Raw genomic sequence first — 22,192 nt, 5'->3', positions numbered from 1 at the left:
ATGAAGAATAATCTTCGCCTATTGCGGCCCATTGGGGCCGCTTTTGTTGGCGCCAGCACTACCCTAGCCTTCGCTCCGTATCAGTGGTGGCCGCTTGCATTATTAAGCCCACTTGCTCTGCTATTGCTTATCCAAGGACAAACCGCACGTAAGGCACTTTTCATTGGTTACGCTTGGGGCCTTGGCCAGTTTGCAACCGGCATTAGCTGGGTACACGTCAGCATTGACAGTTTTGGGGGAATGCCCAAGATTGCTAGTGTGTTCCTGATGTCCTTGCTTGTCGGTTACCTATCCGTTTATTCCGCACTGTTTGCATGGTCGCTAAATCGCTTCTTTGTCAAAGACAACCGAACTCGCTACCTATTGGCAGCACCGGCATTGTGGCTCATCTTTGATTGGGCTCGTGGCTGGGTAATGACAGGTTTCCCTTGGCTTTGGCTGGGGTACAGCCAGATTGACTCTCCCCTTGCGAGCTTTGCACCAATGGGCGGTGTTGAGCTCATTACCTTTGTGATCCTGCTCACCGCGGGTAGTCTTGCCTATGCCATTTATAATAAATACTGGCAGATCGCGCTGATTCCTTTGGTCATCTTTTCTGTTGGGTTTGGACTACGTCACTACGAGTGGGTCACCCCTGATAATTCGCGTACTAAAACCGTAGCCCTGATCCAGGGTAATGTTGACCAAGCGTTAAAATGGCTGCCAAGCCAGCGCTGGCCAACCATCATGAAGTACACGGATTTGAGCCGAGAAAACTGGGATGCTGATATTATCATTTGGCCAGAAGCGGCCATTCCAGCCATGGAGTTTGAGTTGCCGTCATTTCTAAGTAACTTAGATTCTGCTGCGAAAATGAACGATTCGGCGATCATTACAGGTGTCATTAATAAGACAGAGACGGACAGTTACTTCAATAGCATCCTTGTCGTCGGTCAAACCCCTTATGGTGATTATGAACTGGATATGGATGAACGTTTTCACAAACACCACCTCCTACCGTTTGGTGAGTTTGTACCGCTTGAAGATATCCTTCGCCCTATTGCACCTTTCTTTAATTTACCCATGTCTTCATTCAGTCGTGGGGCGTATGTTCAACCTAATATCGTCGCCAACGGTGCGCACATGGCAGCGGCACTGTGCTACGAGATTATATTTAATGAACAAGTACGCCAAAACGTGACACCAGAAACCGACTATCTTCTCACTCTCTCTAACGATGCGTGGTTCGGTCACTCAATCGGACCATTACAGCATATGGAAATAGCGCGTATGCGAGCGTTAGAGTTAGGTATTCCGCTCATCCGTTCAACAAATAATGGCGTGACGGCAGTAACGGACTATATGGGTAAGGTTACCGCTCAGATCCCACAATTTGAGACCGCCGTTTTACGCACAGAAGTCACACCAACAAACGGTACAACCTGGTATCGAGAAGCCGGCACATGGCCGCTTTACTTTTGGGTGCTTGCGAGCCTAAGCGCAGCCTTTTTCTTGCGTAGAAAGTAACGTAATTAAGCACAAAATCCACGAACCAACCACGAGTTCGCCCTGGATTTTGTGCTTTTTTTAAGTCTATGAGCCTCATCAATACACACCTCCCATACTTTCCTCCATAATATATAACTATTTAATTCTTCTCCCCCAACGAACAAAATCATATTCTTAGCATGTAATCGCTGACCGATACGGTTAACTGAATGAAGGAACATATAATGAGCAAGATCTACGAAGACAACTCACTCACCATTGGTAACACACCTTTGGTTCGCCTCAATAAAGTAAGTAACGGCAACGTACTGGTAAAAATTGAAGCACGTAACCCGAGTTTCAGTGTTAAGTGTCGTATCGGCGCCAACATGATTTGGGAAGCAGAGAAAGCAGGCAAACTAAAAGCAGGTGTTGAGCTTGTTGAGCCAACCAGTGGTAACACCGGTATCGCATTGGCATTTGTAGCAGCGGCACGTGGGTACAAACTCACACTCACTATGCCTGAATCTATGAGTCTAGAACGTCGCAAGCTATTAAAAGCACTTGGCGCAAATCTAGAACTAACCGAAGCCGCGAAGGGCATGAAAGGCGCCATCGCTAAAGCCGAAGAGATTGTGGCTTCAAATCCAGAAAAATATCTGCTTCTACAGCAGTTTAACAACCCTGCAAACCCTGCCATTCATGAAAAGACAACAGGGCCAGAAATCTGGGATGCGACTGACGGTGAAATTGATGTGTTTGTCGCGGGTGTCGGCACCGGTGGTACGCTAACGGGAACCAGTCGTTATATCAAAGGCGAAAAAGGCAAAGCCATCATATCGGTTGCTGTTGAGCCAGCTGAATCACCAGTCATCACTCAAGTGCTTGCTGGCGAAGAAATCAAACCTGCACCACACAAAATCCAGGGGATTGGTGCTGGGTTTATCCCCGAAAACCTTGATTTAGAGCTTATTGACCGCGTGGAACTTGTAACATCTGATGAAGCGATTGCAATGACTCGCCGCCTAATGGAAGAAGAAGGTATCCTTGCCGGAATCTCATCAGGAGCAGCAGTTGTAGCGGCCAACAAACTATCTGAACTACCTGAATTTAAAGGAAAAACCATCGTGACCGTGCTACCAAGTTCGGGCGAGCGTTACCTAAGTTCTGCATTGTTTGCAGGCATATTCACAGATAAAGAGATTCAGCAATAATCTGTTGCTAAATCAAATTTTGCTGTAAAAAAGCCCCTTTATGGGGCTTTTTTGTTGAATCTCTGTCAGCCTTTGGTAATATCAGGATAGTTTTATTTTAAGCTTAAAAATAAATAGGCTATAAACGGATAGTCGTAGGAGATGTAGACAGCGAAGACTGCAATCATGTCCTACAATTCAAGACCAATGCAGTTCTTATTTAGTCATCTATTTAGTCCTATATCAGAACCGAATAAATGGCGCTAAGCTCGCTTTAGTCAAGAAAACAAACATAAAATAAATCAATTGGGGTATTAACAATGTACGAGAAGCAAGTAGAAATCACAGCAGAAAACGGCCTTCACACTCGTCCTGCAGCGCAGTTCGTTAAAGAAGCAAAATCTTTTGACGCCGACATCACTGTGACTTCTAACGGTAAAAGCGCTAGCGCAAAAAGCCTATTCAAGCTACAGACTCTAGGTCTAGTTAAAGGTACTAACGTAACTATCTCTGCTGAAGGCCCACAGGCTCAACAAGCAGTAGATCACCTAGTTGCTCTAATGGACGAGCTTCACTAAGCAGCACTCTTCTAAAGCCATTTTGTTTTAAGCAAAGTGGCTTTATTGGATTTAGCGCGCACTTTCAGCTACACATTAGTGATAGCAAAGTAAGTCACCCTTTCTTTATACATTTGACCACATTAAGGTAAAGCTATGATTTCAGGCATCCTAGCATCTCCTGGTATTGCGTTTGGTAAAGCATTACTACTTCAAGAAGACGAAATTGTTCTCAACAAAACAGCCATCTCTGATGACCAAGTTGAAGCTCAAGTTCAATGTTTCTTTGACGCTCGTAACAAATCTTCAGCTCAGCTAGAGATTGTTAAGCAAAAAGCACTAGAGACATTTGGTGAAGAAAAAGAAGCCATCTTCGAAGGCCACATTATGCTTCTTGAAGATGAAGAGCTAGAAGACGAAATCTTAGCTCTCATCAAAAAAGACAAAATGTCAGCTGATTACGCTATCTACACGGTAATCGAAGAGCAAGCGTGTGCACTTGAATCTTTAGATGATGAATATCTAAAAGAACGTGCCACTGATATCCGTGATATCGGTACTCGATTTGTTAAAAATGCACTAGGCATTAATATCGTTTCACTTAGCGATATCGATGAGCAAGTTATTCTTGTTGCTTACGATCTAACGCCTTCTGAAACTGCGCAGATCAATCTTGATTATGTTCTTGGATTTGCGTGCGATATCGGTGGCCGTACTTCACATACGTCAATCATGGCTCGCTCTTTAGAGCTTCCGGCTATCGTTGGTACTAACGATATTACGAAGCAAGTGAAAAACGGCGACATGTTGGTGTTGGATGCGATGAACAACAAGATCATCATCAATCCTTCTGAAGCTGAATTGGCTGAAGCGAAACAAGTCCGTGAATCGTTCTTCGCTGAAAAAGAAGAACTAGCAAAACTAAAAGACTTACACGCTGAAACTCTAGACGGACACCGTGTAGAAGTTTGTGGCAACATCGGTACCGTAAAAGACTGTGACGGTATTATCCGTAACGGCGGTGAAGGTGTGGGTCTATATCGTACTGAATTCCTATTCATGGACCGCGATTCTCTTCCAAATGAAGAAGTGCAGTATCAAGCGTATAAAGAAGTTGCTGAAGCGATGAATGGTCAATCTATCATTATCCGTACTATGGATATTGGTGGTGATAAAGACCTTCCGTACATGGATCTTCCAAAAGAAATGAATCCATTCCTTGGCTGGCGCGCAGTGCGTATCAGCTTGGATCGTCGTGAAATCCTTCGTGACCAGGTTCGTGGTATCCTGCGTGCTTCTGCACACGGTACGCTTCGCATCATGTTCCCGATGATTATTTCTGTTGAAGAAATTCGTGAGCTGAAAAAAGCAATCGAAGAATATAAAGCAGAACTTCGTGCTGAAAACATTGCGTTTGATGAAGATATTGAAATCGGTGTCATGGTTGAAACACCAGCTGCGGCAGCGATTGCTCACCACCTTGCTAAAGAAGTTTCATTCTTTAGTATTGGTACTAACGACTTAACTCAGTATACTCTAGCAGTAGACCGTGGTAACGAGCTAATTTCTCACCTATACAACCCACTATCACCAGCGGTATTAACCGTAATTAAACAGGTGATCGACGCTTCTCATAAAGAAGGTAAGTGGACGGGTATGTGTGGCGAGCTTGCTGGCGACGAACGCGCGACGCTACTTCTACTAGGCATGGGCCTAGATGAGTTTAGTATGAGCGGTATTTCTATTCCTAAGGTTAAGAAAGTTATCCGTAACGCTAACTTCGCAGAAGTAAAAGCTATGGCGGACGAAGCGCTAGAAATGGCGACTGCTGCAGAAATTGAAGCGCACGTCGAAAAATTTATCGCAGAAAAGACAAACTGCTAATATAATTGAGCAGAATAAAATCAAACCTTTAGGAGCACAACATGGGTCTCTTTGACAAACTGAAGAAGCTAGTATCTGACGACAGCGCTGACGCTGGTGCAATCGAAATCATCGCACCACTATCTGGTGAGATCGTAAACATCGAAGACGTGCCAGATGTCGTTTTTGCTGAGAAAATTGTTGGTGACGGTATCGCTATCAAACCAGCTGGTGACAAAATGGTCGCTCCTGTAAACGGTACTATCGGTAAGATCTTCGAAACGAACCACGCGTTCTCTATCGAATCTGACGATGGCATTGAGCTATTCGTACACTTCGGTATCGACACTGTTGAACTGAAAGGTGAAGGCTTCAAGCGTATCGCTGAAGAAGGCCAATCAGTGAAAGCTGGTGACACGGTTATCGAATTCGATCTAGCTCTTCTTGAAGAAAAAGCTAAATCAACGTTGACTCCAGTTGTTATCTCTAACATGGACGAAATCAAAGAGCTGAACAAGCTTTCTGGTTCTGTTACTGTTGGTGAAACACCAGTACTACGCGTAACTAAGTAATTATTTAGATACGTCGAAAAAAACGCAGCCAATGGCTGCGTTTTTTTATGTCTGTCATTTAGTTGGCTGACTTAATTACTTAATTACTTAATTACTTAATTACAGTTTAATCGAACAAATCGTCTCGTCGTCAAATGTCTTAACACTCAAGGTTTCGTCTTCAAGCCAACCAAAACTCGCCGCATACCCGTCACGTGGAAAGGTAATGGAACCCGGATTAAAGATCACTTGTTCTTCGTCCCAGTCGGCAACTGGGATATGGGTATGACCATGCACAATCACGTCACCTTTTTTTAGCTTGAGACGCTTGGCTGCATTATAAAGATGACCATGAGTTAAAAACAATCGCTGCCCCGAAGGCAGTATTACCCACGCGTAATCGGCCATCATTGGAAAATCAAGCAGCATTTGATCGACTTCGCTGTCACAGTTACCACGGACGGCAATAATGTCAGACGCATGGGCGTTGAGCAATTCAGCCACTTTAGGGGGATGGTAGCTATCAGGTACAGGGTTTCTCGGGCCATGATTTAACACATCGCCCAGAATCACAAGATTGGCCGCACCAGACTTTTGATACGCTTCGAGCACTCGCTGCGTAGCCTCTACGCTACCATGTAGATCTGAGGCAAAAAATAATTTCATGGGTCTATCTCCAACACACTTTATGTGGCTATTGTAACCCACTTTTCATGCTATTCGTCACGCGCCATACCATTCACGACAATATTATTGTAACTGACCATGCCTATAATCTTACCCGCTTCAATGACAGGCGCACGACTGATACCAAATCGTTCAAACAAGCGTGCACAATATTTCACGTTCATATTAGGGTCCACAGACAACGCCGGCTTCGTCATTATCTCGTAAATATTAGTGCGGTGCGATGAGCGGTTTTGGGCTAGCACTTTTTTTGCAATATCATTCATAAGTACAATGCCATATTCATCATCATCATGCCGCTTGTTCACGACAAGCGCTTTTACTTGGTGCTCTTTTGCCAATACGATGCCTTCATGAACCGTTTTTAATCCATCAACCATCACATAGGTATTTGCCATCACATCCCGAACGCAGATTTTCTGTTGTCCACTCATAGTTCATCCTCGACTACTTTCGTTAGCGTTTCTACCTGATGGGCAACCCCCACCGCATCCTCAATATCAATTTGAATCGCAATGCCCTGCCCTGAGGTTTGATCAAATTCTCCTACTTCACTGATGGTTTCCAAGATATGTCGACACAAATGCTCTTCAACCACAAATAATAAGACATCTTTTTGAACCTCAAGCGTCAGTCCGAAGAAGGTTTGCTTCTTATTCAGTCCCTCCCCTCTGGCGTTATTAATCACCGTTGCTCCTGTCGCGCCCGCCTCTCTGGCGGCGTCTAATACCCCATCTGTTTTACTGTCTTCGACAAAAGCGAGAATTAACTTAAAGCGCATTTTCTTTCTCCTTTGAGGTTGCACGAGACGCCACCCCACGTTGATTTAACCAATGGGTTATTTGGGCATAGGCCATGACTGAGATAATGGGGAATAAACTGGCAAAAGCGATCAACCCAAAGCCATCAATCATCGGGTTTCTCCCTGGAACCGTTGACGCTAACCCCAACCCTAACGCAGTCACTAAAGGCACAGTGACCGTTGAGGTGGTGACTCCCCCTGAATCATAAGCCAGGGGCACAATCATCTTAGGGGCGTAAAAGGTTTGTATCACGACCAAGATATACCCTGCGATAATGTAGTAATGGATAGGATCCCCCACCACGATTCGATAGCTCCCTAACGAAATGCCAATAGCCACGCCGAGCGCCACCGAGATTCTCAATCCATTCACAGAAATTGAACCACCTGAAACTTGATTGGCCTTAATCGCGACGGCCAATAAAGAGGGCTCAGCAATTGTGGTACTAAAACCGATACAAAACGCAAATAGGTAGACCCAGTAGTAATCAAACCATTGCAATGAGCCGCCAATAGACAGTTTGACTTCGTTAAGGAATGTCGTGTCCGTTAACTGCATCGCCATGGTTTCCCCCAGCGGAAATAGCGCTTTTTCAAGACCAATGAGAAAAAGGCTAAGCCCTACAATGACATAAACAAAACCCGCAGCGACTCGAATTGGATGAGCAATCGGCTTTCGCAATACCGCAAACTGGAAACCAAAGATAATCACCATGATGGGGGTGACATCTCTTATGGTCGACAATAGAGTCATTAAGAATTCGGTGATGAAATTCATGACAATACCATCCCGTAGACCATGACAAACATCATGGGAAGTAATGATGCAAACGCAATCAAACCAAAGCCATCAAGCATCGGATTACGGCCTTTGATTGTGCTTGCTAGACCGACGCCTAACGCCGTTACCAGTGGCACAGTAATCGTTGACGTAGTGACCCCTCCTGAGTCATATGCCACACCAATAATGTATTCAGGAGCAAACCAGGTAAGTACCACCACTCCCACATAACCACCAATGATAAGCCAGTGTATTGGCCAGCCTTTTAAAATCCTGATCACACCAAGAACAATCGCCAACCCTACGGAAAAGGCCACTGACAGTCTCAAGCCGTTGGCATAGTCTTGCATCGCTTCTTCTGTCATCGCAATCATCCCCCCTTCAGCGGCCACCTCGGCGGCCTCAGCAGAGACAGCCGTCAGAGCAGGCTCTGCTATGGTCGTGCCAAACCCTAAACAAAATGCAAACGCAACGAGCCAGAACACACTTCCTTTTCTCGCAAACGCTTGAGCCATTGATTCCCCGATAGGAAAAAGTCCCATCTCTAAACCAAACACAAAAAAAGTGAGCCCGAGGACGACAAGTAGCAGGCCAAAAAGAATAGATAGGACATTAGGAAGTGGTTCTTGTAAAACCACGAGCTGAAAAAAAAGCACAACAAGAACAATCGGCAACAGATCTTTAAGGCTGTTGAACATGGCATAGATGAGAGCTTTTAATCCTTGCACTCAATTCTCCTTGTTTTCTTGTTATAAGATTAGAATGGCAAAGAAAAATGTAAGAAGATGTGACTAAACTGGCATCACGACAATCTGCATACAATTACTCATTGATGTGTGATCTCTCACAACAGAAAGGAATGTCATTTCTGTTAGTCAATTGCTTCGTTTCATTGCTATATTTAATTAAATGACTAGATCGTTCATAGATAACAAGTGGTTAAGAAATGATGGGGAAGCTCGAATGAATTTGCTATTGACTGGCGGCACCGGATTTATCGGTAAAGAGTTACTCAAACACCTGACAACGCATACGGTCACTGTTATCACTCGCAATACAGAAGCGGCAAAATTAGCGCTTCATCACACTGATATAGGGAATATCACCTATCTAGATACACTCGATGGCTTTGATGACCTCAATACCTTTGATGGGGTCATTAATCTCGCGGGTGAACCGATAGCAGATAAACGCTGGAGCGCCGCTCAAAAGCAACGTATCTGCGACAGTCGCTGGAAAATAACAGAGCGAATAGTCACACTGATTCACGCTAGCACTAAGCCACCGAGTATCGTTATCAGCGGCTCGGCTGTCGGTTATTATGGGGATCAACAAGCTCACCCTTTTGATGAAAGCCTGCAGGTTCATCAAGATTCTTTCAGCCACAACGTTTGCGAAAAGTGGGAAGAGATTGCATTGCGTGCAAAGTCAGAACGAACTCGCGTATGCCTGTTAAGAACCGGCGTTGTCCTGGGAGAAAATGGCGGAGCACTTGGCAAGATGTTATTGCCGTATAAATTAGGGCTCGGTGGTCCTATCGGCGATGGAAAACAGTATCTGCCATGGATACACATCTTGGATATGGTTAGGGGCATTGTCTATCTGCTAGACACCCCACACGCTCAAGGCCCTTACAATTTTTGCTCACCACATGCCGTTCCTAATGCGGTGTTTAGCAAAGCATTAGCACAGACACTAAAACGGCCGCACATTTTGATGACACCGAAGTGGGTGCTCAAACTCGCCATGGGGGAGTCGTCTTGCCTTTTATTTGATAGTGTACGAGCAAAACCAACAAAGCTCACCGAGATCGGCTTCAATTTTTCGTTTCCACATATTGAGCCGGCATTAAAAAATATTCTTATGAATAGCCGATAACCCTTGTCTCTGCCCTCACGTTATCGTTATGGTGAACACACGTAAGGACTAACGTATTATCAATTAAATGAAAAAGGCAATATTAATAACAGGATGCTCTACTGGCATTGGCTATACAGCGGCTCACGAACTTCATAAGCGTGGCTATCATGTCATCGCTTCTTGTCGCGCATCATCAGATGTTAAACGCCTTCAAAACGAAGGGCTTACCTGCATTCAATTGGATCTCGCTAATCCCAAAAGTATCCGGCTCGGTGCCCAAAAGGCTTTAGCACTATGTGAAGGACGACTGTATGGCCTCTTTAACAATGGTGCTTATGGACAACCTGGGGCGTTAGAAGACTTACCCACCGATGGGCTACGTGAACAGTTCGAAGCCAATTTTTTTGGTTGGCATGAATTAGTGAGACTCGTCTTGCCAGCCATGCGCCAGCATAACGAAGGCCGAATTATTCAAAACAGCTCTGTGCTAGGTTTTGCCGCCATGAGATATCGTGGTGCTTATAACGCCTCCAAGTTTGCTATCGAAGGGTGGACGGATACCCTTCGCTTAGAGCTGCATCCGTCAAACATTAGTATTGCTTTGATAGAGCCAGGCCCTATTGAAACTCAATTTAGAACCAATGCCAAAGTCGCCTTTCTCAAATGGATCAATATCGAAAAAAGCGTTCATAAACTTGAGTACCAGCAACAGCTTCAGCGCTTATCTGACACAACATCCAACAACCAATTTGTGTTACCACCAGAAGCTTGCCTTGCACCTCTTATTCATGCACTTGAGTCTGCAACCCCCAAACTTCGCTACCGAGTCACCACACCAACAAAGATCTTTGCCCTATTAAAAAGAACACTTCCAGGCAAGTGGCTTGATCCTATCTTGCGAAAAGCTGCATAGAAATCGTTCATTTGTAATTTTAATGTCACAAAGTATCGATATATTACTCAATATAGTCTGATTACCGTACACCACGTTACGATGACTATCCTATAGGATCAATTAAGATCCAATAGCTCGCAGCAATTAATCTGGATATAACAATATGACGTTAAATCAGCTTAACTGGCTCGCTGTGGGTATGACACTTGCTTATTTTGTCTGGTTTTAAACACCCTTAGCTGCCAAACCATTGAACTCCACAAACACCGCACGAATAGTGCGGTGTTTTGGTTTCTGCTCGTCACGGCTAAATTGCATGATGACCTTGAATTTATCCCCTTTCATACCAATCTTGCTTATAGAATTAACGTGAAAACAAACAAGGATTATTTGATGCAAGCACCGTACATTGTTGACCTGAACGAGCAAAACTTCCGCCAAGTGCTAGAAGGCTCAATGACCACGCCGGTACTCATTCATTTTTGGGCGCCGATGAGTGAAGAAAGCGTGCAAATGATTCCATCATTGAAAGCGTTAACCGAGCAATACAATGGGGCTTACACGCTGGCGTTATTAAACTGTGAAGAGCAGCAAGCCATTGCGGGCCAATTTGGTGTACAAGCCCTACCGACGATTGCATTATTTGTTAATGGTCAGCCTGTCGACGGACTCGGTGGCCCTCAGCCTCTTGAAGCCATCACCGCAATGCTCACTAAGCATCTCCCAAGCCAAGATGAATTAACGGCGCAAAAGGCATTGGAGCTAACTCAGCAAGGTGAACATGAAGAAGCACTGACACTGTTTGCTACCTTGTCAGAAGACTTTCAAAACAAAGGTGAGATTAAACTTGCCCGCGCCAACAGTTTGTTAGAAACCAATCAGTTTGACTTAGCCGAAACCATGCTCAATAGTATTCCACTCGAATACAAAGACAATTACTACAAAACCTTAGTCTCCAAACTAGAGCTGCATAAACAAGCAGCGGATAGCCCAGAGATCCAATCGCTTGAAGCTGCGCTTGAGACAACACCTGACGATCTAAAGGTTGTTGTAGAGCTTGCACTTGCGTATCACCAAGTCAGCCGTGATGAAGAAGCCTTAGAGCTCCTGTGGAGTCACGTTCGAGCCGATCTCAATGCGCTGGATGGTGAACTGAAAAAAACCTTTATGGATATCTTGTCTGCGTTAGGTCAAGGCAACCCTATTGCGAGTCAATACCGCCGACAGCTGTACTCACTGCTGTACTAATCACGCCCCTGCCTGTTAAAGCGAATAGGGAGGATTGCCCTCCCTGTTTATTAAACGTCTGATATTATTTACAATTACATCTAATCGCTAGATACACTCCAATACACTATTCTATTTGCGCTGGCTGCTATACTGATCCAAAATGGATTAAATTTCATACAAGGAGTGCTGTCATGGCGATTGACGCAATGATTACAATTGGTGGTTTTATTCTGGTCGCGATCGTATTTTTGGTCGCAGGTGTCAAAACGGTTTCCCAAGGTGATAACTGGACCGTTGAGCGATTTGGGCGTTACACCCACACCTTAAAGCCTGGCTTAAACCTCATTATTCCGTTCGTAGACTCCATCGGCAACAAGGTCAACATGATGGAACGCGTGTTGGACATTCCACCGCAAGAAGTCATCAGTAAAGACAACGCTAACGTAGTCATTGATGCCGTCTGTTTCGTCCAGGTCATTGATGCGCCTAAGGCTGCTTATGAGATCACCGACCTTGAGCATGCGATCCGCAACCTCACCCTAACAAATATGCGTACGGTTCTTGGCTCGATGGAGCTTGATGAAATGCTCAGCCAGCGCGACTCTATTAATACCAAGTTACTGGCTATTGTTGATGACGCAACAAACTCATGGGGCGTCAAAGTCACTCGTATCGAAATTCGTGATGTACAGCCACCAGCCGATCTTACCGCTGCAATGAATGCTCAGATGAAAGCAGAACGTAATAAACGCGCCGAAGTACTTGAGGCTGAAGGGGTGAGACAAGCTCAGATTTTAAGAGCCGAAGGCCACAAGCAATCTGAGATCTTAAAAGCTGAAGGGGAAAAACAAGCGGCTATACTTCAAGCAGAAGCGCGAGAAAGAGCAGCAGAAGCGGAAGCTAAAGCGACTGAGATGGTTTCAAACGCGATTGCGCAAGGTGATATGCAGGCAATCAATTACTTTATTGCCCAAGGCTACACCGATGCGATCAAATCCATTGGTCAAGCTGAAAATGGTAAAATCATTATGTTACCGCTTGAGGCCACTGGCTTGATGGGCTCTGTTGCTGGCATCGCTGAAATGTTTAATCAATCAAAAGCCGATAACAAGGATAACGCGTGATTGAATTACTAAACCAAGTTAACTACTGGCACTGGCTCGCTTTCGGGCTCTTGTTGCTGTGTGGTGAGCTACTTGGCACTGCTGGATACCTATTGTGGCTTGGCATTTCTGCCATGCTCGTTGGTATCCTTGTCGCCTTCTTACCGATCAGTTGGCAACTCCAGTGGGTGAGCTTTGGTGTCTTTTCTCTGGTGCTCACTTGGTTGTGGTGGCGCAAGCAACATAAAACCGATCGTCATTCAGACAACAGCCGAGACCTTAATCAAAAAGACAAACAATTGATTGGTCAAACCGCAGTATTAGATCAAGATATTGCCAAAGGGAAGTGCCGAATTAGACTCGGAGATACCTCTTGGAGCGCATACAGTGACGAACCTATCGCCTCAGGGTCGCTGGTGCGCGTCATTGATGTTGATGGCATCACATTATTAATTGAAAAAGCCGAATAGCCCTACCGATAAATAGATAATGCCGACAATGCTATCTTAAGCAGCGTTCAAGACGCTGCTTATTTCTTTTCTCTTGCCTGAAAATCAAACACCTTTCCTTTGGCGATTAAGGCATTGAGCGTGCGACCAAGACAGCTGTTCTTGGTCATTTTATTGTGCGCACTCACCAACCCCTTCCGATCGATTTTCATCACCTGCTTACCATCCATACTTCGATAAAATACGACTCGGTTTTGGTCTTGATACTCAGCAAATAACGTTATGGCTCCATTGCGATAAGGCTGACCAACTTCACACACCACCACATCAGGGAAATCTGGAAAGGCTTCACCGTAGCAGTACGGCCCCAAAAATAACAAACCCAATAAGCACCACTTTCTCACGTCGCTCTCCACTATTACACGCCACAATTATCCATCGCTATTAGACTAGTAAACTGTTATTAGATTAGTAAAATTTGTTCGAGAATTGGCGAAACAAACGAAAAAAACCTCTAATCAGCGATCAGAGGTTTTTCGTTGTCTATACAGTGATGTCTTTCATGTACAAACTGCCTAATACGTATTATCGATGACTACCCGAGATTAGCGGTTATCGTCGTTATTACGCTTATGCTTAGGTACATAGTTAAGAATGGATACCGGTACGGGGTGACGCGGCTCAAACCCTTCTATTTCGACACGCTCTAATAAGTGCCCTAGACGGCTTTCAATCATGCACAGATTCTTAAAGTTATCTCTCGATACCAGTGACAACGCTTCACCAGCCGCTTCGGCACGGCCTGTACGACCGATACGGTGAACGTATTCATCGGCAGGGAATGGCAAATCGTAGTTGATAACAATCGGCAGGTTTTCGATATCGATACCACGCGCCGCCACACCCGTCGAAACCAAATACTGAATATCACCGGCCTTAAAGTCTTCAATGAGCTTTTGGCGTACTTTTTGGTTACGCCCACTATGAAAGGCTTCTGCGGCAATGCCACGCTTCTCTAATTGACTCACCAATTTCGCGGCACCATGCTTGGTTTCGATAAAAATCAGCGCTTGCGACCAGCTGTTTTCCGTCAACAAATGGCTTAGCAATGACGATTTGATGTCTTTATCCACCGTCACAATCCATTGCTTGATGTTACCTTTAGATGCGCTGTGTTTGGCAATACTGATCTCTGACGGATTATCAATCGCGCTTCGTGCAAGCTCGCGTACCGGATTAGACAGTGTGGCTGAGAATAATAAGGTTTGCGCGTTTTCAGGAACACGAGCGATGATCTTATTAATGGCTTCAATAAAGCCCATATCAAGCATCTTATCGGCTTCATCTAACACCAGACATTCAACTTCATCCAGGTGTATTGCATGTTGTCCATATAAGTCGAGCAAACGACCCGGTGTCGCCACAACAATGTCGACACCCTCAATTAACGCTTGTTTCTGCGGAGCATAATCCACGCCGCCATACATCGCCATCGACTTAAGAGACAGCTCTTGACCGTAGGTTTCAATGCTTTGATGAACCTGCTGAGCAAGCTCACGTGTAGGCGTCAATATCAACGCACGAGCGCGCTTTTTACGCTGTGTCTCACCACGGCTCAGTTTTTCTAAAATCGGCAGGACAAAGCTCGCCGTTTTACCGGTGCCGGTTTGCGCCGCCGCAAGAAGGTTATCGCCATTTAAAATGATAGGAATGGCTTTAGTCTGAATCGTGGTTGGCTTGTCATAACCCACCTTTTCAATCGCATTCAGTAGTGGGGTACTGAGCCCAAGCTTGGTAAACGGCATAAAAGAGTCTCTCATAGTGTCGATGACGCGCTAACAATAACGCGTGATGAATGACGCGCAATAAGATGGTGATAGTGTAGCAGATACATTATATATCGTAGAAAAAGCAAAACCCCTGATAACTCAATGAGCTATCAGGGGTTTCTAAATAGTTGGCGCGCCCTGTAGGATTCGAACCTACGACCACATCCTTAGAAGGGACGTGCTCTATCCAGCTGAGCTAAGGGCGCGCTACAGGGAAAGGATTATACGAGATGAACTCGGTAAATCAATGGCTTTCTTACTCTTTGTGATTCAAATGCCCAAAAAAAATACAACCTGTAGGTGGAAGATGAGATTTTAAACGAAGCAAACGTTTGCTTTCTGGCTTTTGAAATACTTTTCTGGGACAATGCACACAAAAATAACAGCCAATTAACTTTCTCAAGGAAAATTATGACTGCTCAAAACATCGATGGGAAACTGATCTCTCAAACTGTCCGCTCTGAAGTCGCAGCTCGAGTTAAAGCTCGTACAGACGCAGGCCTAAGAGCGCCCGGCCTAGCGGTTGTCCTTGTGGGTGAAGATCCTGCTTCTCAAGTTTACGTGGGAAGCAAACGCCGAGCTTGTGAAGAAGTCGGATTTGTCTCGAAATCTTTTGATCTTCCTGCAACCGCGAAGCAAGAAGAATTATTAGCCTTGATTGATACGCTAAATAACGACCCAGAAGTCGACGGTATTTTGGTGCAGTTACCACTTCCTGCTGGCATTGATGACACTCGCGTCCTAGAGCGTATTATCCCAGAGAAAGACGTAGACGGCTTCCACCCATACAATGTCGGCCGCCTAGCACAACGTATGCCTAAGCTTCGCTCTTGCACACCAAAAGGCATCATCACCCTATTGGATCGCTACAATATCCAAATGCGTGGCAAACATGCCGTTGTGGTTGGTGCATCAAATATTGTTGGTCGCCCAATGACCCTTGAACTATTACTTGCAGGCTGTACCACAACCACATGTCATCGCTTCACTAAAGATCTAGAAGGGCATGTTCGTCAGGCTGATATTGTTGTGGTTGCCGTTGGTAAGCCTAACTTTATTCCAGGTAACTGGATCAAAAAAGGGGCCGTCGTGGTCGATGTCGGCATCAATCGCATGGACGATGGCAAACTTGTCGGCGATGTCGAATACGACGTAGCTAGAACAAACGCGAGCTTTATCACGCCGGTACCAGGTGGTGTGGGTCCGATGACTGTCGCTAGCCTGATTGAGAATACAATGATCGCTTGTGAGCAGTTCCACACCAGTAAAAAATAGCCAAGCGTTGTACTAATAAAGTAAAAAAGAGTGCGGGTTATTATACTACCTAAGACCTGCACTCTCTTGAGCAATGCTCAGCACTCACTTCCTCCCCCCCTGAAAACCTATCTATTCCTCTTTTCATGCTCATGACACTTCTACTAACATGCGAAACCCCATTTCACACCAAATTCATTAACCTAAGCTTTTTTTGCTCAAGAAGATAAAGCTCAGTACCTAGTGCAAACCATAATCAGTGCTGTGAATATAATCCGCGTGGTGAATCAATAATAAAGCCGTGTTAGCGCCATAAGAACACAAATTCAATCACCGACGGGATGACCTCTTTCCCTGTATTTATAGCGGCATTTATTTCAATCTGGTCATTTTATCTACATATTTGTTTCGCTGTAGTCACATCTAATTGTCACCAAGCCATACAACACTAAGGATGTTACTTTAATTAATAGGACATCACGTATGCCTGCTTTTATGTCACAAAGCGTGAAAGCGTTTTTGTTTTCTAGTGATTCGAAACCGAGTCGATTCACGAACACTGAAACGCTCTATACCCCTACATTTAAAGACAAAGTCACTACCCTACGTTCTTACCTGAATATCGATAACCTTCTCAATATCCATGCGCCCAACATTCCAATAGACTCCCTTTCCCAACACGACATTGACCAAGAGAAACAAGACTGTGTCTTTCGGCTCGGCCACTCAACCGTATTGATGAAGCTAGACGGGAAAATCTTGTTAACAGACCCAGTAATGACTGAGCGAGCTTCCCCACTCGATTGGGCTGGTCCCAAGCGATGCCATGCATTGCCTATTTCTATCGCGGATCTTCCAACCATCGACATCTGCATGATTAGCCACGATCATTATGATCACTTAGACAAATCAACGATCAAGCAAATTCACCACAAGGTCACCCGCTTTATTGTGCCTGCGCGAGTAGGCGGACACCTCCTCGAATGGGGCGTGCCATCATATAAGGTGACTGAATTTAACTGGTGGCAATCACACACCATCGGCACTATCCGTTTTGTTTTTGCTCCGGCCCAGCATTTTTCTGGTCGGTCGTACAAAGCGCGAGACACCTCGCTATGGGGGAGTTGGATCATTCAAGCATCAGGCGCAAATATTTATTTCAGTGGCGACTCTGGCTACTTTAGCGGCTTCAAAGACATTGGCGATCGGTTTGGCCCCTTTGATCTTACCCTCATGGAAACCGGTGCCTATGACGAAAAGTGGGCGAGTATCCATATGTTTCCAGAGCAAAGTGTACAGGCACATTTGGATGTCAAAGGTCGCTACATGCTACCCATCCACAACTCAACCTTCGACTTGTCTTACCACGCCTGGAATGAACCACTTAAACGCGCCCAACAAGAAGCTAAACGACAAGGCATTAACATGATTTGTCCGAAGATTGGCGCTAAGATCGTCCTATCCGAGTTAGGGATAGCCCCAACACCCGGGACGTGGTGGGAATCGTAATCTTACTCATCACCTATCATGAGGTTTCACCAAAAGATAAGTTCGAGTTAGCCGTGATGGTTCACAGTGAACGGCATGACTCTACGTGGTGTATGGCATTCGGTCATAGCCTATGGCGTATAACGATAGTACTTATAAATCAAGGCAATAATTCAAATTGACTCTCAATTTTCACGTCGGGAATGTTTGACAATTGCCATCTTTTACCTTGGTCACAGTATTGCGCTTTGTACATAGTTAACACTAGGGCAAATAGGAATACTCATTCAATCACGAGGAAAAAGGTATGTTCAAGAAAAGCGCCGTCATTACCGCAGAAAGCGGACTTCATACACGCCCAGCCGCTATGTTTGTTAAAGAAGCAAAGAAATATGCCGAAGATGTAGAAATTGTCTCTAAAGGAAAAACCGCTACCGCCAAAAATCTATTTAAGATCCAAACCTTAGAATTAGTGAAAGGCACAGAAGTGACCGTCCAATCATCCAACCGACAAGCCGTTGATGAACTGACGCGGTTTTTAGAAGGTGTCACTGGCTAGTAAGCTAGTACCAACTCTATAGTTTACGCCAATAAAAAAGGTCTTAATATCATGGTGACCTTAAGACCTTATTCGCTAGCTTACAGGTTTAATCCATTGCGATTCGATCAGCGAGATGACTGACGGCAAGTGCAAAATAGTACGAACGATTCCACTTCATTAACACGTTGTAGTTGTTGTACACCAAGTATACTCGCCCATTTTCTTCATCCGGCATAATTAGCCAAGCTTTCACATCTTCATCAAGTTGAGGTAATGGCTGCCCGTCATAGCGTGTCACACCTAATTTACTCCACTCTTGAAGATACTTACCCTTTTCTGCTTCTCGTCCTTGAAGATCCGGAGAAATACCATGCGGAACCTTAACCTGGCGCCCCCAAGTATAATCGTCATTCCACCCCGATTGCGCAAGGTAGTTAGCCGTTGAGGCGAAAACATCCGCTTCCGTATTCCAAATATCTTTCTTTCCGTCACCATTACCGTCAGCGGCAAAGCTAAGGAATGAACTTGGCATAAACTGACTCTGGCCCATGGCACCCGCCCACGACCCTTTCATCTTGTCAGGCGCAATGTGTCCTTCCTCTAGAATGGTTAACGCTGCTAAGGCTTCTTTACGGAAGAACGCCTCTCGACGCCCCTCATACGCCAGTGTTGAGAGTGCATCAATGACGCGATAATTTCCTGTGTAAGTACCGAAATTACTTTCAACCCCCCAAAGCGCAACGATAAACCGTGACTGGACGCCGTATTCATCAGCTACCGCTTTCAACTCTGAGTAGTACTGACTATGTAATTCTTTGGCCTTCTTCACTTTCCAGTCAGGAACCGCGCGAGGAATATATTCATCAAGCGTGAGTTTTTTCTCTGGTTGATTGCGATCGGCCGTAACGGCTCTTGGTTTGAATTCAACGCCTTTAAAGGCCTCGGTGAGTATCTGATCTGAGATGCCAAGTGATTTAGCTTCTTGCTTCAAGCCCTCAACATAGTCTTCAAAACTTTCCTTTTCTGACGCTAGGACGCTCGCTGATAAGCTTACCCCCAACACAACTGACAACATTCTCTTCAAAGTGCCCTCCCCAGAGCGTCTTCACTTCTTCCTGACGTTTGGCTTTTCACAAACCTATTGGTTCTAAAACCTGATTATCAGCCCCTGCTTTCATAAACAAATGCTTGGTACTCATGGTTCTAGTTTTAGTATTTTCTGCTGTTTGTATTTACTTTCGATGACGGGTTGTTGAGTCTTTATCTTCTCGGTCACCGTTATCTTTTTGGTCCCGGCAACGTTCTTGGTTACCGCTATCGCCTCCGTGGCCAGCATAACGGATGCGGACCTCATCCTGTTAAACCAATATCATCTATTTGTTTTTTGCTTTCTGAGCTTTGTATTGCTCCAGTAGGTTCTCTTTTGGTGGCGGCACTTGTAAGAAAAAACCATCTTCGACAAGCGCTTTTTTTACTTTTTCAATATCAACCTGCGCTAGCGTGCGGCCATCCAACTTTACAACCATAACAAGTGTTGGTCTTCCGAACATTTCCAGTAGAGCGTCAGGAACCTGTGAAAAGTCATCTTTTTTGGTGATGTAGAGGTAAGCCCCTTCTTTTTTAGCACTTTTATAAATTGAACAAAGCATTGGTATGTCTCTTTTATCACCGTACTTTTCACCTATAAAAAGGCGATACGGTATGTTTAATCGAAATTGACAGTAAATTATCTATTTGCGAGCAAGATAGCTTGCTGTCTTTAGTGTTGAAATATAACATGATTAGCCTAACCTAAAGCAATGTCATTGGCACAAGGAATTGATCATCAATGTCACCATCCCCTGATTTGAAAGGCAGTAGCTTCACTTTATCGGTGTTGCATCTTTCTGACAACGATGTGTCTAAAGCAGTTCAATTTCTGCAAGATAAAGTCCAGCAAGCACCCACATTTTTTGCGGCTGCCCCCGTTGTATTAAATATCAGCCAAGTCCACGGCGATATCCACTTTCTCGACCTAAAATTAGGTATTGAAGAAGCGGGAATGATCCCTGTTGGCGTGACAGGTTGCCAAGATAAGCGAACACAGAATCGAGCCTCTGAAGCAGGCTTTGCGATTATGACGGCCAGTAAAGCACCCGCGAAAGCACCCGCACAAATGGAGCCGACTAAAATAGTTCGTAGCCCCGTTCGTTCCGGGCAGCAAATTTACGCCAAAAATGGCGACCTGGTTATTTTAAGCCATGTGAGCGCAGGCGCTGAAGTGATTGCTGATGGCACAATACACATCCATGGCACATTACGAGGACGCGCCATCGCCGGAGCAAGCGGCTCTACTGAAGCGAAGATTCTGTGTAACGATTTACAAGCCGAGCTGGTCTCCATTGCTGGAAATTACTGGCTCAGCGAACAGATTGAAAGTGAATACTGGGGAAAAAAAGTAATGTTTGGTATGACCAACGACACCCTCAGCTTTGACATTCTTACGATATAAAAAAAAGGAATACGAATAATGGCCCGCATTATTGTTGTAACGTCAGGAAAAGGTGGCGTCGGTAAGACCACATCTAGTGCCGCAATTGCCTCTGGTTTAGCGCTAAAAGGCAAGAAAACGGCAGTGATCGATTTTGATATAGGTTTGCGTAACCTTGACCTCATCATGGGCTGTGAACGTCGCGTCGTCTATGACTTCGTCAATGTCATTAACGGCGAAGCAACGCTAAATCAGGCACTAATCAAAGACAAACGCACGGATAACCTCTTCATCCTTCCCGCATCCCAGACGCGTGACAAGGATGCATTAACACGTGATGGCGTGCGTCGAGTACTCGACGACCTCGATGAAATGGGTTTTGATTTTGTCATTTGTGATTCACCCGCAGGAATCGAACAGGGCGCGTTGATGGCGCTGTATTTTGCTGATGAAGCCATCGTGACGACGAACCCAGAAGTGTCATCGGTTCGAGATTCAGATCGAATCCTGGGTATCTTAGATTCAAAATCACGCCGTGCAGAAGAAAGCCTTGAGCCAGTGAAGCAACACTTGTTGCTAACCCGCTATAACCCAACGCGCGTGAATCAAGGCGAAATGCTGTCGGTGGAGGATGTAGAAGAAATCCTACATATTTCTTTATTAGGGGTTATTCCGGAGAGCCAAGCTGTCCTTAATGCCTCAAATAAAGGTGTACCTGTCATTTTCGATAATGAGTCAGATGCCGGATTGGCCTATAATGACACGGTTGAGCGCTTATTAGGAGAGCAGGTGGACTTCCGCTTCCTAACGGAGCAAAAGAAAGGTATTTTCAAACGTTTATTTGGGGGTTAATGCATGTCACTACTTGAATTTTTCCGCCCACAGAAAAAAAATTCCGCAAACTTAGCAAAAGAGCGTTTGCAGATCATTGTGGCTGAACGTCGCAGTGAAGGCTCACCATCACCCTCTTATTTACCGCAATTGAAAGAAGACATTCTTAATGTCATTGCTAAATACGTCGATATTGACCCGTCGATGGTGGATCTTTCTTTTGAGCATAAAGATGACGATATTTCAGTCCTAGAATTGAACGTTCAACTGCCAGAAGACGAAAGGTAGCTCCCCTCTTTTAGCGCGATGCTCAATTCATAGACAAATAAAAAGGCGTAATC

The 22,192-nt window shown here is 45.0% G+C and carries 25 protein-coding genes and 1 tRNA gene; 16 read left to right on the top strand and 10 right to left on the bottom strand.

Translation table 11 applies throughout. From position 1 onward, the window contains the following. The 5 genes from lnt (at position 1) to crr (ending at position 5,652) form a co-directional block, all read left to right on the top strand. Entirely contained in the window at positions 1-1,506 is a 1,506-nt protein-coding gene (gene lnt / locus AB4405_RS16255; RefSeq protein ID WP_372061843.1) for an apolipoprotein N-acyltransferase, read from the top strand. Between the two features lie 206 nt (positions 1,507-1,712). Next, positions 1,713-2,681, top strand: coding sequence for a cysteine synthase A (gene cysK, locus AB4405_RS16250; protein WP_102470819.1), 969 nt, complete (start codon positions 1,713-1,715; stop codon positions 2,679-2,681). A 299-nt stretch (positions 2,682-2,980) separates the two neighbouring features. Further along, positions 2,981-3,238 (top strand): HPr family phosphocarrier protein, encoded by a 258-nt coding sequence (locus tag AB4405_RS16245; protein WP_102470818.1) that lies wholly within the window; start codon positions 2,981-2,983, stop codon positions 3,236-3,238. A gap of 135 nt (positions 3,239-3,373) precedes the next feature. Then, positions 3,374-5,101: a phosphoenolpyruvate-protein phosphotransferase PtsI gene (gene ptsI, locus AB4405_RS16240; protein ID WP_102470817.1), complete on the top strand. Its 1,728-nt coding sequence runs from the start codon at positions 3,374-3,376 to the stop codon at positions 5,099-5,101. A gap of 41 nt (positions 5,102-5,142) precedes the next feature. Next, positions 5,143-5,652 carry a PTS glucose transporter subunit IIA gene (gene crr / locus AB4405_RS16235; protein ID WP_102470816.1) on the top strand — a complete coding sequence of 170 codons (510 nt, stop codon included), beginning with the start codon at positions 5,143-5,145 and terminating at the stop codon, positions 5,650-5,652. A 99-nt stretch (positions 5,653-5,751) separates the two neighbouring features. Here crr and yfcE read toward each other — a convergent pair whose 3' ends face one another. The 5 genes from yfcE to AB4405_RS16210 are packed head-to-tail and all read right to left on the bottom strand — an operon-like array spanning position 5,752 to position 8,599. Continuing rightward, positions 5,752-6,297 (bottom strand): phosphodiesterase, encoded by a 546-nt coding sequence (yfcE, locus tag AB4405_RS16230; RefSeq protein WP_372061841.1) that lies wholly within the window; start codon positions 6,295-6,297, stop codon positions 5,752-5,754. Positions 6,298-6,347: 50 nt separating this feature from the next. After that, positions 6,348-6,752 (bottom strand): CBS domain-containing protein, encoded by a 405-nt coding sequence (locus AB4405_RS16225; protein WP_102470814.1) that lies wholly within the window; start codon positions 6,750-6,752, stop codon positions 6,348-6,350. Next, positions 6,749-7,099, bottom strand: coding sequence for a P-II family nitrogen regulator (locus tag AB4405_RS16220; RefSeq protein WP_102470813.1), 351 nt, complete (start codon positions 7,097-7,099; stop codon positions 6,749-6,751). The genes AB4405_RS16225 and AB4405_RS16220 overlap by 4 nt, the downstream gene beginning before the upstream one ends. Next, the gene (locus tag AB4405_RS16215) at positions 7,089-7,898 is read right to left on the bottom strand and encodes a DUF1538 domain-containing protein (protein ID WP_102470812.1); all 810 of its coding nucleotides are present in this window, start codon (positions 7,896-7,898) and stop codon (positions 7,089-7,091) included. Before AB4405_RS16215 ends, AB4405_RS16220 begins: the two co-directional genes overlap by 11 nt. Then, positions 7,895-8,599 (bottom strand): DUF1538 family protein, encoded by a 705-nt coding sequence (locus AB4405_RS16210; protein WP_372061847.1) that lies wholly within the window; start codon positions 8,597-8,599, stop codon positions 7,895-7,897. Before AB4405_RS16210 ends, AB4405_RS16215 begins: the two co-directional genes overlap by 4 nt. 265 nt (positions 8,600-8,864) lie before the next feature. Here AB4405_RS16210 and AB4405_RS16205 point away from each other — a divergent pair, with 265 nt between their 5' ends. The 5 genes from AB4405_RS16205 to AB4405_RS16185 all read left to right on the top strand — a co-directional run bounded on the left by AB4405_RS16205 (position 8,865) and on the right by AB4405_RS16185 (position 13,459). Further along, positions 8,865-9,779 carry a TIGR01777 family oxidoreductase gene (locus AB4405_RS16205; protein WP_372061839.1) on the top strand — a complete coding sequence of 305 codons (915 nt, stop codon included), beginning with the start codon at positions 8,865-8,867 and terminating at the stop codon, positions 9,777-9,779. 67 nt (positions 9,780-9,846) lie between these two features. Beyond that, positions 9,847-10,674 (top strand): SDR family oxidoreductase, encoded by an 828-nt coding sequence (locus AB4405_RS16200; protein WP_372061838.1) that lies wholly within the window; start codon positions 9,847-9,849, stop codon positions 10,672-10,674. 375 nt (positions 10,675-11,049) lie between these two features. After that, the gene (locus AB4405_RS16195; RefSeq protein WP_102470808.1) at positions 11,050-11,904 is read left to right on the top strand and encodes a co-chaperone YbbN; all 855 of its coding nucleotides are present in this window, start codon (positions 11,050-11,052) and stop codon (positions 11,902-11,904) included. Positions 11,905-12,077: 173 nt separating this feature from the next. After that, complete coding sequence (locus AB4405_RS16190; RefSeq protein ID WP_372061837.1) at positions 12,078-13,010, top strand: SPFH domain-containing protein; 933 nt, start codon at positions 12,078-12,080, stop codon at positions 13,008-13,010. Next, positions 13,007-13,459 carry an NfeD family protein gene (locus AB4405_RS16185; protein WP_102470806.1) on the top strand — a complete coding sequence of 151 codons (453 nt, stop codon included), beginning with the start codon at positions 13,007-13,009 and terminating at the stop codon, positions 13,457-13,459. The genes AB4405_RS16190 and AB4405_RS16185 overlap by 4 nt, the downstream gene beginning before the upstream one ends. A 59-nt stretch (positions 13,460-13,518) precedes the next feature. On the opposite strand, the gene AB4405_RS16180 is transcribed toward AB4405_RS16185, so the two are convergent. The 3 genes from AB4405_RS16180 to AB4405_RS16170 all read right to left on the bottom strand — a co-directional run bounded on the left by AB4405_RS16180 (position 13,519) and on the right by AB4405_RS16170 (position 15,473). After that, positions 13,519-13,842 (bottom strand): hypothetical protein, encoded by a 324-nt coding sequence (locus AB4405_RS16180; protein WP_372061836.1) that lies wholly within the window; start codon positions 13,840-13,842, stop codon positions 13,519-13,521. Positions 13,843-14,043: 201 nt separating this feature from the next. Then, complete coding sequence (locus AB4405_RS16175) at positions 14,044-15,243, bottom strand: DEAD/DEAH box helicase (RefSeq protein ID WP_102470804.1); 1,200 nt, start codon at positions 15,241-15,243, stop codon at positions 14,044-14,046. Between the two features lie 153 nt (positions 15,244-15,396). Further along, a tRNA-Arg gene (locus AB4405_RS16170) sits at positions 15,397-15,473 on the bottom strand. A 205-nt stretch (positions 15,474-15,678) separates the two neighbouring features. Between AB4405_RS16170 and folD the strand changes: the two genes are divergently transcribed. The 3 genes from folD (at position 15,679) to AB4405_RS16155 (ending at position 18,568) form a co-directional block, all read left to right on the top strand. Beyond that, on the top strand, positions 15,679-16,542 hold the full coding sequence (gene folD / locus AB4405_RS16165; protein ID WP_102470803.1) for a bifunctional methylenetetrahydrofolate dehydrogenase/methenyltetrahydrofolate cyclohydrolase FolD: 864 nt from the start codon (positions 15,679-15,681) through the stop codon (positions 16,540-16,542). A 462-nt stretch (positions 16,543-17,004) separates the two neighbouring features. Further along, positions 17,005-18,030 carry an MBL fold metallo-hydrolase gene (locus AB4405_RS16160; protein WP_372061834.1) on the top strand — a complete coding sequence of 342 codons (1,026 nt, stop codon included), beginning with the start codon at positions 17,005-17,007 and terminating at the stop codon, positions 18,028-18,030. 286 nt (positions 18,031-18,316) lie between these two features. After that, the gene (locus tag AB4405_RS16155; protein WP_372061833.1) at positions 18,317-18,568 is read left to right on the top strand and encodes an HPr family phosphocarrier protein; all 252 of its coding nucleotides are present in this window, start codon (positions 18,317-18,319) and stop codon (positions 18,566-18,568) included. Between the two features lie 88 nt (positions 18,569-18,656). Here the strand turns inward: AB4405_RS16155 and AB4405_RS16150 are convergent, their stop codons facing one another. Together AB4405_RS16150 and AB4405_RS16145 are read right to left on the bottom strand one after the other, a co-directional pair. After that, positions 18,657-19,634 carry a lytic transglycosylase domain-containing protein gene (locus tag AB4405_RS16150; RefSeq protein ID WP_372061832.1) on the bottom strand — a complete coding sequence of 326 codons (978 nt, stop codon included), beginning with the start codon at positions 19,632-19,634 and terminating at the stop codon, positions 18,657-18,659. A 289-nt stretch (positions 19,635-19,923) separates the two neighbouring features. Beyond that, positions 19,924-20,199, bottom strand: a complete 276-nt coding sequence (locus tag AB4405_RS16145) for a YcgL domain-containing protein (protein WP_102470799.1) — start codon at positions 20,197-20,199, stop codon at positions 19,924-19,926. Positions 20,200-20,378: 179 nt separating this feature from the next. Here AB4405_RS16145 and minC point away from each other — a divergent pair, with 179 nt between their 5' ends. The 3 genes from minC to minE are packed head-to-tail and all read left to right on the top strand — an operon-like array spanning position 20,379 to position 22,139. After that, positions 20,379-21,041 (top strand): septum site-determining protein MinC, encoded by a 663-nt coding sequence (minC, locus tag AB4405_RS16140; protein WP_372061830.1) that lies wholly within the window; start codon positions 20,379-20,381, stop codon positions 21,039-21,041. An 18-nt stretch (positions 21,042-21,059) separates the two neighbouring features. Continuing rightward, complete coding sequence (gene minD / locus AB4405_RS16135; RefSeq protein ID WP_102470797.1) at positions 21,060-21,872, top strand: septum site-determining protein MinD; 813 nt, start codon at positions 21,060-21,062, stop codon at positions 21,870-21,872. 3 nt (positions 21,873-21,875) lie between these two features. After that, on the top strand, positions 21,876-22,139 hold the full coding sequence (minE, locus tag AB4405_RS16130; RefSeq protein WP_102470796.1) for a cell division topological specificity factor MinE: 264 nt from the start codon (positions 21,876-21,878) through the stop codon (positions 22,137-22,139). Positions 22,140-22,192: the final 53 nt, after the last annotated feature.

The sequence above is a fragment of the Vibrio sp. 10N.261.51.F12 genome, from assembly GCF_041471725.1.
GTDB lineage: Bacteria > Pseudomonadota > Gammaproteobacteria > Enterobacterales > Vibrionaceae > Vibrio.
This window is presented reverse-complemented; position numbering and strand designations above follow the sequence as displayed.